The sequence below is a fragment of the Sphingomonas sp. genome (genome assembly GCF_026460985.1).
Taxonomy (GTDB): Bacteria; Pseudomonadota; Alphaproteobacteria; order Sphingomonadales; family Sphingomonadaceae; genus Sphingomonas.
The window spans coordinates 1-11141 of record NZ_JAPKNM010000118.1 but is presented as its reverse complement, the minus strand read 5'-3'; the positions used below and the strand labels follow the sequence as shown (position 1 = coordinate 11141).

General features: G+C 69.4%; 11 protein-coding genes. 7 read left to right on the top strand and 4 right to left on the bottom strand.

What is annotated here, in order from left to right; translation table 11 throughout:
- From MT490_RS19230 to MT490_RS19220, 3 genes are all read left to right on the top strand, one after another.
- The coding region (locus tag MT490_RS19230) for a cation:proton antiporter (protein ID WP_297391279.1) at positions 1 to 1090 on the top strand (1090 nt) is incomplete at its 5' end.
- A complete protein-coding gene (locus MT490_RS19225) occupies positions 1087 to 1425 on the top strand; it encodes a DUF423 domain-containing protein (RefSeq protein ID WP_297391277.1) in 339 nt (112 codons plus the stop codon). The genes MT490_RS19230 and MT490_RS19225, both read left to right, overlap by 4 nt.
- Positions 1389 to 1685, top strand: a complete 297-nt coding sequence (locus MT490_RS19220) for a hypothetical protein (protein WP_297391275.1) — start codon at positions 1389 to 1391, stop codon at positions 1683 to 1685. Before MT490_RS19225 ends, MT490_RS19220 begins: the two co-directional genes overlap by 37 nt.
- Positions 1686 to 1699: 14 nt before the next feature.
- Here MT490_RS19220 and MT490_RS19215 read toward each other — a convergent pair whose 3' ends face one another.
- Together MT490_RS19215 and MT490_RS19210 are read right to left on the bottom strand one after the other, a co-directional pair.
- A complete protein-coding gene (locus MT490_RS19215; RefSeq protein WP_297391273.1) occupies positions 1700 to 3295 on the bottom strand; it encodes a serine hydrolase in 1596 nt (531 codons plus the stop codon).
- A gap of 214 nt (positions 3296 to 3509) precedes the next feature.
- Positions 3510 to 5387: a M1 family metallopeptidase gene (locus MT490_RS19210; RefSeq protein ID WP_297391271.1), complete on the bottom strand. Its 1878-nt coding sequence runs from the start codon at positions 5385 to 5387 to the stop codon at positions 3510 to 3512.
- A gap of 128 nt (positions 5388 to 5515) precedes the next feature.
- Here MT490_RS19210 and MT490_RS19205 point away from each other — a divergent pair, with 128 nt between their 5' ends.
- Together MT490_RS19205 and MT490_RS19200 are read left to right on the top strand one after the other, a co-directional pair.
- Positions 5516 to 5845: a metalloregulator ArsR/SmtB family transcription factor gene (locus MT490_RS19205; RefSeq protein ID WP_297391269.1), complete on the top strand. Its 330-nt coding sequence runs from the start codon at positions 5516 to 5518 to the stop codon at positions 5843 to 5845.
- On the top strand, positions 5835 to 6308 hold the full coding sequence (locus tag MT490_RS19200) for an SRPBCC domain-containing protein (RefSeq protein WP_297391267.1): 474 nt from the start codon (positions 5835 to 5837) through the stop codon (positions 6306 to 6308). The genes MT490_RS19205 and MT490_RS19200 overlap by 11 nt, the downstream gene beginning before the upstream one ends.
- Before the next feature lie 142 nt (positions 6309 to 6450).
- Here MT490_RS19200 and aroB read toward each other — a convergent pair whose 3' ends face one another.
- The gene (gene aroB / locus MT490_RS19195) at positions 6451 to 7542 is read right to left on the bottom strand and encodes a 3-dehydroquinate synthase (protein ID WP_297391265.1); all 1092 of its coding nucleotides are present in this window, start codon (positions 7540 to 7542) and stop codon (positions 6451 to 6453) included.
- 10 nt (positions 7543 to 7552) lie between these two features.
- On the bottom strand, positions 7553 to 8092 hold the full coding sequence (locus tag MT490_RS19190; RefSeq protein ID WP_297391263.1) for a shikimate kinase: 540 nt from the start codon (positions 8090 to 8092) through the stop codon (positions 7553 to 7555).
- A 191-nt stretch (positions 8093 to 8283) separates the two neighbouring features.
- Here MT490_RS19190 and MT490_RS19185 point away from each other — a divergent pair, with 191 nt between their 5' ends.
- Both MT490_RS19185 and MT490_RS19180 read left to right on the top strand, forming a co-directional pair.
- The gene (locus MT490_RS19185; protein ID WP_297391261.1) at positions 8284 to 10065 is read left to right on the top strand and encodes a hypothetical protein; all 1782 of its coding nucleotides are present in this window, start codon (positions 8284 to 8286) and stop codon (positions 10063 to 10065) included.
- On the top strand, positions 10062 to 10964 hold the full coding sequence (locus MT490_RS19180; protein WP_297391259.1) for a tyrosine recombinase: 903 nt from the start codon (positions 10062 to 10064) through the stop codon (positions 10962 to 10964). Before MT490_RS19185 ends, MT490_RS19180 begins: the two co-directional genes overlap by 4 nt.
- Positions 10965 to 11141: the final 177 nt, after the last annotated feature.

The following is an 11141-nucleotide window of genomic DNA, read 5'->3' as shown; positions in this document are numbered from 1 at the left end:
GGTGATCGCCAGCGCGGCGATCATGGAGATGCTGGGCCTCTCGGCCGCTTTGGGCGCCTTCATAGCGGGCGTGATGCTCGCGGATTCGCCCTATCGGCACGAGCTCGAGGCCGATGTCGAGCCGTTCCGCGCGATCCTGCTCGGGCTGTTCTTCCTCGCGGTGGGCATGACGCTCAACCTCCATGCGATCGCCGAGCGGCCGCTGTTCGTCGCCGGCATGGCACTGGCGCTGATCGCGACCAAGACGCTGCTGATCACCGGCATCGCCTTGCTCTTCGGGATGAAGCGGCGGCCGGCCTTCGCGATGGGCGTGCTGCTGAGCCAGGGCGGCGAGTTCGGCTTCGTGCTGTTCGCGCAGGCGCAGTCCGCGATGCTGATCGAGAACGAGGCGGCGAGCATCTTCGGCGCGATCGTCACATTGTCGATGGCGACCACGCCGTTCCTGATGATGGCGACGAAGCGGCTGCGCGCCGAGCCCGAGCCGAGTGCCGACGGGCTCGACGGGCCGCAGGAGGAGGGGTCGAACGCCGTGGTGGTCGGCTATGGCCGCTTCGGCCAGACCGTGGCGCAGATGCTGATCGGGCAGGGCATCCCCGTCACCATCGTCGATACCGATGTCGAGATGATCGAGACCGCGGGCACCTTCGGGATGAAGGTCTATTATGGCGACGGCACGCGCACCGACATCCTCCGCCAGGCTGGCGCCGCCGATGCCGAGCTGCTGCTGTTCTGCCAGGACGGCGACGGGCTCGACACCGAGGCGCTGGAGGGGATTCACCACGCATTCCCCAAGGCGACGATCTTCGTGCGCGCTTATGACCGGCGCAGCGTGATGAAGATGAAGGGCGCGCCGATCGCGGGCGCGGTGCGCGAACTGCTCGAAAGCGCGATCGTGATGGCGCGGCGCGCGATGGACGCGGTGGGCGTCGACGAAGCCGAGATCGACAAGACCGAGGCCGAATATCGCCGCCGCGATTACGAGCGGCTCAAGGCCCAGCGCGAGACGGGCGACCTCTATGCCGCGCGCGATTCGATGTTCAGCCGGGCGGGGCAGGCGGCGGCGGCCGAAGCGGATCTGGAGCGCAAATGAGACTGGTGACGATATTCGCCGCGCTTTCGGGCGCGCTCGCGGTGGCGGCAGGGGCGTTCGGCGCGCATGGCGCCGAGGGTCAGGCGGTGGAATGGCTCAGGACCGGCGGGCAGTATCAGCTGATCCATGCGGTCGCGGCGTTGGTGGCGGCGCGGATGGGGGCGCGGGTCCCGGCCTGGCTGTTCGTCGGCGGGGCGGCGGTTTTCGCCGGGACCTTGTACCTGATGGCGCTCGGCTTGCCTCGCTGGCTGGGAGCGATCACACCGATCGGTGGCGCGGCATTGATCGTGGGGTGGATATGTCTGGCACTATCGGCGGCCCGCAAACGGGACTGAGTTCCGCCAAGCGCATCGCGGCTGCAGTCGGGGTCTTCCTCGCGATAGAGATCTCCATCAACTTCGCGCTCGCTTTCCATGGGACGCGAGGGCCGCAGAACGCGCTATTCTGGCTGGTACCCGTTCTGCCGATCGCATGGCTGTTCTTCCATAGCATTGGCGTGCGGCTGGGAATGGCCATTGCGCTGGCGCTGCTGGTTTTCCCCGCCGCAATCGTCAGCGAATTGCTGGCGCATCTTTTCGGAGCCTGCCTCTATTGAGGGTGTCCCGGCGCTCACCCCACCGGCACGAAGGCCAAGTGCTGGAAGTCGTAGCTGAAGTCGGCGAGCGGGGAGAGCGGCTTCATCGTCACGCCGGTGACCTTGCCGTTCGCCACCGCGAAGCGGATCGTCGCGTCCTCGCCCGCACCCTTGGGGAAGCGCGTGCGGAACGTGTCCGGGCCCCAGGGCTCGAGCATGCTCTTGAACACCGGCGTGGGCAGGAAATCGATATGCAGTCCCTTGCCGCGCGGGGTGACCAATATGTCGCCATACCAGGGATCGCGATAGCGCCCGGCATAAGCGGCGAGCGGCAGGCTGGGGCCGCCGGCGGGCGCCTTGTCGACGCCGCCGCTGCCGAGCTCGGCGAGGCCCTCGGCTTCCTGTTTCTTCACGCGCGCCTGCGTCGCCGCGACCCAGTCGAAGGCGGGGGCGCCGATGATCTGGTCGAGCAGCGCGTTGCGGATCCCGCCCGAGACGGCGTCCTCGGTGTTGGAGAGCACCACCACCGCGGCCTTGCGGCCCGGCAGCATCGCGGTCTGGGTGACCTGGCCTGAAAGCCCGCCCGAATGGTGGATCAGCCGCTCGCCGCGGAAATCCTGGACGAACCAGCCGAGCGCATAGGTCTGGGTGACGCCGCGCGCGGGCCAGGTTTCGCTGGGGCCGTCCGACGAGGCGACGATCGTCTGCGGCTTCCACATCTCGGCCTGCTGGGCGGGGCTCCACAATGCGCGGCCGTCGGGGAGCTTGCCGCCGGCGAGCTGGAGCTGGAGCCATTTGGCGACGTCGCTGACGCTGGCGTTGATGCCCCCGGCGGCGTCGGTCATGATCCCCTCGTCGGGCGCGATCACTTCCATCGGCCCCATGCCGCGCACCGGCGGGCCGAGCCGGGCGTGGCGGCCGGCGGCGTCGGCAGTATCGAGGAAGCGCAGCGCCGGGACGGCGTCGGCCATGCCGATGGGCCGAAGCAGGCGTTCGGAGACGAAGGCGTGCCACGGCTTGCCCGAGAGCTTCTCGATCAGGATGCCGGCGACGACGTAGAGGATGTTGTCATAGGCATAGCCGGTGCGGAAGCCGCGCTCGGCGGCGAGGAAGGGCAGCGCCCGGATCGCGTCGCTCGCCGGGCGCTCGGTCGCGGGGAACTGCATCAGGTCGCCGGCGCCGAGCGCGAGGCCGCTATTGTGGACGAGCAGGTCGCGCACCGTGAGCAATTCGGTGACGCGCGGATCGTGCATGCGGAATTCGGGGAGGTAGTCCTTGACCGGCTTGTCCCACGCGACCTTGTTTTCCTCGACCAGCATCGCGAGCGCCGCGGCGGTGAAGGCCTTGGAATTGGAGGCGATGCCGAAGCGCGTGTGCACGCCGACGGGCGCGGGCTTGCCGAGCGTGCGGACGCCGTAACCCTTGAGATAGACGGGCTGGCCGGGACGGATCACCGCGACCGCGATCCCGGGCGTCTCGAACGCCGCCATGAAGCGTTGGACGATACCGTCGATCGCGGGATCGGCGGGAGCGGCATCCTGCGCGAAGGCGATGCCGGGCAGCGCGGCGGCGCCGAGCCCCGCGAGCGACCAGGCAAGCGCTTCGCGCCGGTTGAGTTGCAGGCCGCTCATGCTGGGATCCCCCCGATGTTGTTCGGGGGAGCCTAAGCGAAACGATCCGCAAAGACACCCCTCCCTGAAAGGGAGGGGCAAGGGGTGGGTGCGCGCGTCTGCGCGCCCAAAAGACTCCGTCGCCCAGCGTCGAAGCGCCGGCCGGGGCATCGAGCCCCGTCCGGCGCTACCCACCCCTAACCCCTCCCTAGAAGGGAGGGGGATCGAGGAGCTTTTACTTGCTGACAATCTTCTCCACCTGCGCCGCCGTCACCGGATGATAATACGACCGCGCTTCCTCGAAGAAGCGCCTGGCGATCGGCTGGCCCCATTCGCCTTGCTTCATCAGCCCTTCGTAGATCGGCCGGATCAGCAGCCCGCGCCCGACGCTGTTCACGAAGGCGCGGATCGCGGGGAGCGCGGGGTCGTAGCGGTTGGCGATGGCGAGCTCGCCCCAGGCCGAGCGGACATAGGCGTTGGTCGAGCCCGACAGGCCGAGCGTCTCGTCGAGCTCCTTGAGGCGCGCGGGCGTCTGCTCGCGCGGCAGGCCGTTGAGAAAGCGCAGCCATTGCTGGGTCGCCCAGCCCTTGGGATCGACCGCCGAGACCGGCCCGCCGGCCTTGACCGCGGCGAGCTGGGCATCGACCTCGGCCAGCGTCGCCGATTTCACATGGACGGCGTTCTCCGGCAGCCCCGGCTGGTACGCCCAGCGATCGAGCTGGAGCTTGTCCTCGAGCGCCTTGTCGCCCTTGATCAAATTCTTGCGGATGTCGGCGAGGAAGCCCGCGCTGGTCTGCGGCTGGAAGGCGTGACGATCGAAATAGGAGCGCAGATAGGCGTCGAAGCGCGGACGGCCCACCGCCTGCTCGATCGTGCGCAGGAAGGTCGAGCCCTTGAAGTAATCGAGCTGGCCCGCGGTCGCGCCGGGATCGCCGTGGAGGCGCGTGGTCGGCGCGGCCGGGCCGCCGGCTTCGGCGATGTCGCTCTGCAGGCCGTCCCAGTCGAGATCGGCGTACATCGCGGCGCGCTCCTTGCCGTAGACCGCTTCCATGATGCGGTTCTCGAAATAGGTGGTGAAGCCCTCGTTGAGCCACGAATCGGACCAGGTCGCGTTGGTGACGAGGTTGCCCGACCAGCTGTGCGCGAGCTCGTGCGCGACGACGTCGGTGTTCGAACGGTCGCCGGTGATGATCGTCGGCGTCAGGAAGGTGAGCGTGGGGTTCTCCATTCCGCCGAACGGGAAGCTGGGCGGCAGTACGAGCATGTCGTAGCGGCCCCAGCGATACGGGCCGTAGAGCGCCTCGGCCGCGTCGATCATCTTTTCGACGTCGCCCACTTCGTACGCGGCGCCGCCGAGCGTCGAAGGCTCGCTCCACACGCCCGAGCGCGGGCCGGTCGCCTTGAAGGCCAGGTCGCCCACCGCGAGCGCGATCAGATAGGGCGGGACCGGCTTGTCCATGCGGAAACGGAAGCTGCGCTCGCCGTTCGCGGCGGGCTTGCCTTCGGCGCCGTCGAGCCGTTCGCCGCTCATCACCGCGACCAAGTCGCCGGGAACGGTGATGCGCGCGGACCAGGTCTGGCGGATGCCGGGGCTGTCCTGGGTGGGGATCCAGCTGCGGTTGTTGATCGGCTGGCCCTGGCTGAAGAGAAAGGGCTTGTCGCCGCCCGCGGTGAGCTGGGGCGGGAGCCATTGCAGCGCCGAGGCGCCGGGCCCGGTCGTGTAGCGGATAACGATCCGTCGCGCCCCGTCCAGCTGGACGGTGAGCGGCGCGCCGAGATCGGGCGCGTCGGCGCCGACGGCGAAGCGCAGCGGGCGGCCCTGCGCATCGGTGACTGAGGCGATGTCGAGATCGTCGACGTCGAGCACGATCTCCTTCGCGCCGGGCGCGGCGAGGACGTCGAGCGTCGCGCGGCCCGACATGGTCTTCGCGGCGAAATCGGCGCGCAGGTCGAGATCGACATGGGTGACGCGGGCGATCTCGGGCCGGGCATGGGTCCACACGTCCTTCGCCTCGGGCGTGGTGAGGATCGGCGCGGGCTTTGCGGCCTGCTGGGCGGCGGCGGGGAGGGCGGTGAGCGATGTCGCGGCGAGCGCGAGCGCAAGGAGACGCATGAAAGGCCTTCTCGAAAAACAGGAAATTGGCCCCTGCTATGCCGATGCCGGCTGAACGGCAACTGAGCGTTGACGCTTCATCCCATGCCATATACCTATATGGATATATAACCGATAGGTGATTCGTGGTGCAGCTCGATCATGTCTTCCAGGCGCTGGCCGATCCGACGCGGCGCGCGATCCTCGCCCGGCTCGCTTCGGGCGAGGCGACGGTGAACGAGCTGGTCGAGCCGTTCGCGCTCAGCCAGCCGGCGATCTCGAAGCATCTGAAGGTGCTCGAGCGCGCCGGGCTCGTCTCGCGCGGGCGAGCGGCGCAGTTCCGGCCGGTGCGGCTCGAGCCCGCGCCGCTCGCCGAGGCCGCGCAGTGGATCGGCGGCTATCGGCGTTTCTGGGAAGCGAGCTTCGACCGGCTCGACGAATATGTTCGTGAACTGAAGGAGAGGCACGATGGCGAATGAGTCCGAGGAAGAGCGCACGACGATCATCATCCGCGAGATCGCCGCGCCGCCGCATGTCGTGTTCGAGGCGCACAGCAAGCCCGAGCATGTGAAGCGCTGGTTCGGCCCGGTCGAATGGCCACTGACCAAGTGCGAGATGGATTTCCGCGTCGGCGGCGAATTCCACTTCCAGATGACCGGGCCCGGCGGGGTGCTGGGCGAGCCGTTCGGCGGGACCTATCTCGAGATCGTGCCCGATGCGCGGATCGTGATGGACAATGGCTTCGAGACCGAGGGCGCGCCGCGGATGACGATGATCACCACGCTGGAGCCCAAGGGCGACGGCACGCTGCTGACGCTGCGCACGGTGTTCGAATCGAAAGCGATGCACGACGAATATCTCGGCATGGGCTTTGCCGAGGGCACCAATTCGGCGCTCGATCAGCTCGAGGATGTGGCCGAGGGCCTCAAGGCGTCAGTCTAGGTTTCAATCCTCCCCCGCCAGGGGGAGGTGGCACGCGCAGCGTGACGGAGGGGGCGGAACCACTGCGCTCGATAGGAGAGTGCGTCGCCTACCGCCCCCTCCGTCGCCTTCGGCGACACCTCCCCTGGCGGGGGAGGATTAGTCAGCGCGGTTGCGCGTCGAGAAAGGCTTCGACGTCCTTCAGGTCGACGGTCTTGTCGAGGAAGGTCCGGCCGATGCCCTTTGCGAGGAGGAAGGGCAGGGTGCCGGCGGCCATCTTCTTGTCGTGGAGCATGTGCTCGACGAGCCGGGCACCGCTGGCGGTGACGCCCGCGGCGGCGAGGCCGTCGGGCAGGCCGATCGCGCGGAGGTGCGCGGAGACGCGTTCGGCTTCCTGTCCGGAGCAGAGGCCGAGGCGCGCCGAATAAGCGAAGGCCAGCGCCATGCCCGCCGCGACGCCCTCGCCGTGGAGCAGCCTGTCCGAGAAGCCGGTCTCGGCCTCGAGCGCGTGCCCGAAGGTGTGGCCGAGGTTGAGCAGGGCGCGCTTGCCTGTGGTCTCGCGCTCGTCCTCGCCGACGATGCGCGCCTTGGCGGCTACCGAATGGGCGATGGCATATTCGCGCGCCTCGGCATCACCGGTGAGCAAGGTCGCGGCGTTCGTCTCGCACCACTCGAAAAAGGCGAAATCGTCGATCAGGCCGTACTTCACCACCTCGGCATAGCCCGCGCGGAGCTGGCGTGGGGGAAGCGAGTCGAGCACCTGCGGGTCGATCAGCACGACGCTCGGCTGGTGGAAGGCGCCGATCAGGTTCTTGCCGGCGCGGCTGTTGATCGCCGTCTTGCCGCCGACCGAGCTGTCGACCTGCGCAAGCAGGGTCGTGGGGATCTGGACGAAGTTGCAGCCGCGCTTGAGGATCGAGGCGGCGAAGCCGACCAGGTCGCCGATCACCCCGCCGCCCAGGGCGATGACATGGTCGCTGCGCTCGACGCCGAGATCGAGCAGCCGGTCGGTGAGCGATTCGAGCTGTGCCCAGCTCTTGGTCGATTCGCCGGCGGGCAGGACGATCGCCTCGCTGGGCGCGTCCAGGCTTGCCTGGAGCGTCGCGAGGTGCGGCCGGACATTCTCGTCGGTGACGATGACGAAGCGGCGGCCCCTGCTGAAGGGCGCGAGCGCCTCGCCGGCGCGGGACAGCAGCCCGGCCTCGATGCGGACGTCGTAGCTGCGGTCGCCCAGGGCGACGGGAACGTTTGTCATGATTCGGGGGTCAAGTGCGGATCGCCTTCAGGATTTCGTCGACGGTCGTGTCGTGCGGAGCCGCGACGCTCTGCACACGGACCGGCGCGAGCGCATAGAAAGGATTTCTTATCGCCGCCAATTCGGTGAGGATCTCCTCGGGATCGCGGCCGCGCAGCAGCGGGCGGGTGTCGCGGCGGCGGACGCGGTCGGCGAGCACCGCGGGCTCGGCGTCGAGCCAGATCGCGATCGCCTGGTCGAGGATCAGCGTGCGCGTCTCCTCGTTGAGGAAGGCACCGCCGCCGGTGGCGATCACCTTGGGCGTGCCGTCGACCAGCCGGGCGATGACGCGTCGCTCGCCGTCGCGGAAATAGGGTTCGCCGAACTTCTCGAAGATGTCCGAGATGGTCATCCCCGCCGCGGCCTCGATCTCGTGATCGGCGTCGACGAAGGGGAGGCGCAGGCGCTGGGCGAGGCGGCGGCCGACCGTGGTCTTGCCGGCGCCCATCAGCCCCACCAGCACGAGCGGCTTGCCCTTCCAGGGCCAGTCTTGGACATGCGCTTGCAACATCGTCGGGGGGCTATACAGCGAGGGCGGGTCTCGGGCAAAAGGCCCGCGCATTTCTCAATTTACGGACCTTTCCATGTCCCGTTCGTTCGTAGCGCTCATAGTCGTCCTCCTCGTGCTGGTGGGAGGAATCTTCTACCTCTCGACGCGAAGCACCGAGAAGGAACCGGTCCGCATGGAGAAGGTGGTCCCGCTTGATAACCTCACGAACTAAGGTTTCGCGGATCGGGTTCGGGGCGCTGCTGCTCGCCGGCGTGGGGATGCCCGCGCTGGGGCAGGACACGCCCGAATCGCTGCTGCCGCCCGGCTTCGACGATCCCGCTCCCACGCCGGCGCCCGCTCCCGGGCCCGCGCCTGCGCCGACGCGCACGGCCGATCCGGTCGCGCCGGTGGAAGGCGTCGCGCTGCCGGGGGACAATGTCCTCTCGAACGCCGCCGAGATCGTGGCGCCGGGCACGGTGGTCGACCTGTCGCGATACGAGCTGCCCGAGTTCGCGCGGCACTCGCTCGATCGGGTTGGCGTGTTCGCATCGGGCAACGCGGCGTTCCCGGCCGATTCGTTCGGCGCTGCCGACGGGCGCTTCCTGCAGGTGCTGATGCGGCGGATGGACGCGCCGATCGCATCGCGCTGGGCGTCGATCGTGCTGCGGCGCGCATTGATGTCGCCGCTCGACACCCCGGCCAACGTCAACGGCGCGGACTTCGCCGCCGATCGCGCCTGGGCGCTGCTCCGCATGGGCGAGGCCAATGCCGCGCGCGCGGTGATCAACGACGTCGACGCCGAGAATTACACGACCTGGCTCTATCAGGTGGCGATGCAGACCGCGATGGCGACTGCCGATCCGGCGGCCTTGTGCGCGATCGCCGATGGCGGCGCCGCGGCGATCGCGCAGCGCGGCTGGGCGCTGGCGCAGGCGATGTGCCTGGGCCTCGCCGGCAAGCCCAACGAGGCGGGCAAGCAGTTCGAGCGCGCGCGCTCGGGCACGAGCCCGTCGGATATCGACAACCTCCTCGCCGAGAAGGTGCTGGGCACCGGCGCGCAGGGCCGCCGCGCGGTGACGATCGAGTGGAACCCGGTGAGCCAGCTGACCGCATGGCGCTGGGGCCTGGCGACCGCGACCGGAGTCGAGGTTCCCGCCGAGCTCTACCAGACCGCCGCGCCGCAGGTCCGCTATTGGCAGGCGCTGGCGCCCAATATCGACCCCGCCGTCCGCGCACCCGCGGCCGAGCTGGCCGCGACAGCGGGCGTGTTCTCGAACGCCGGGCTGGTCGATCTCTATTCGGAGATCGAGCAAAGCGGCGATTCGGGCGACGCGCAGACCGTCGCGCGCGATCTGCGCACGGCCTATACCGACGGCGATGTCGGCAATCGGATCGGGGCGCTGCGTACCCTGTGGGACGCGGCGGAAACGCCGCGCGCACGCTATGCCCGGCTGATCCTGACCGCGCGCGCGGCGTCGTGGATCCCGGCCAGCGACAAGGTCGAGGATGCCGATCGGCTGATCGCGTCGATGCTGTCCTCCGGTTACGAGGCGGCGGCGCTCGAATGGCGGCCGGTGGTCAAGCGCGGGAGCGAGGCCTGGGCCCTGCTCGCGCTCGCCGATCCCGGCGCGTCGCAACTGGCCTCGGGCGACGTCACCGGCTTTGCCGACAGCGGATCGCGGCGCAAGGCGCAGATGCTGCTCGCCGGGCTCGCGGGTCTCGGCCGGCTGAGCGCGGGCGAGGCGCAGAGCGCCGCCGTCGCGCTCGACGTGCCGATCGGCGGGGTAAACAGCTGGACCCAGGCGATCGATGCCGCCGGCCAGCGCCGCGACGCGGCGACGGTGGCCCTGCTCGCGGGTGTGGGCATGCAGTCTGTCAGCTGGGACCATGTCGCGCCCGAGGCCTTGTTCCACATCGTCGCGGCGATGCGCGCGGCGGGGATGGTCAATTATGCGCGGATGATCGCCGTGGAGGCGGTCACGCGGTCGGCTTGACCGGGCTTGCCGACCACGCGCTGATCGAGCGCTTCCTCGAGATGATGCGGGCAGAGGCGGGCGCGGCGGCCAATACCGTCGCGGCCTATGGCACCGACCTGCGGCTGGCCTCCGGGACGCTGGAGGGCCGGCTGGGCGAGGCCGTGGCGGCCGATCTCGAGCGATTGGCGGGCGAGTGGCAGCCGCTGGCGCGCTCGACCGTGGCGCGCAAGGCGGCGGCGCTCAGGCGATTCTTCGCGTTCCTTGCCGACGAAGGGCTGCGCAAGGACGATCCCAGCGCCGCGCTGCCGCGGCCCGGGACGGCGCGGGCGCTTCCCAAGGTGTTGAGCGTCGAGGATGTCGACGCGATGTTCGCGGTGATTGCGGCGCGGCAGGCGCGGGTGCCCGCCGATCCGCTCGACCTGCGGCTCGCGGCTTTGGTCGAACTGCTCTACGGATCGGGGCTGCGCGCGACCGAACTGGTCTCGCTGCCTCGCAACGCCGTGGCGCCAGACCGGCCCTACCTGATCCTCAAGGGCAAGGGCGGGCGCGAGCGGCTGGTGCCGATCTCGGATCGCGCCCGGGCGGCGGTGGCGGCGTGGCGCGCGCATGTCGATGCCGGCCGGGCATGGCTGTTCCCCTCGGGCAAGGGGCATCTCTCGCGCGTGCGGCTCTACCAGCTGATCCGCGCGCTGGCGGCCGAGGCGGGGATCCCGCCCGATCGGGTGAGCCCGCACGTGCTGCGCCACGCCTTCGCGACGCACCTGCTCGAAGGCGGCGCGGACCTGCGCGCGCTCCAGGCGATGCTCGGCCACGCCGACATCGCCACGACCGAGATCTACACCCATGTCGACAGCCGCCGCCTGGTCGAACTGGTCAACCAGCGACACCCCTTGGGTGAGGCCTTGGCGCGGAAGTGAGCTCGGCACAGGGGGCCGCAGTTTTTTCACGCGGAGGCGCGGAGGCGCGGAGAGAAGAAGGTTAGGTCGGATCGACATTCAGGCGAGCGAGGCGTTTCAATCCTCCCCCGCCAGGGGGAGGTGGCACGCGCAGCGTGACGGAGGGGGCGGAACCACTGCGCTCAATTAGAGAGGGCA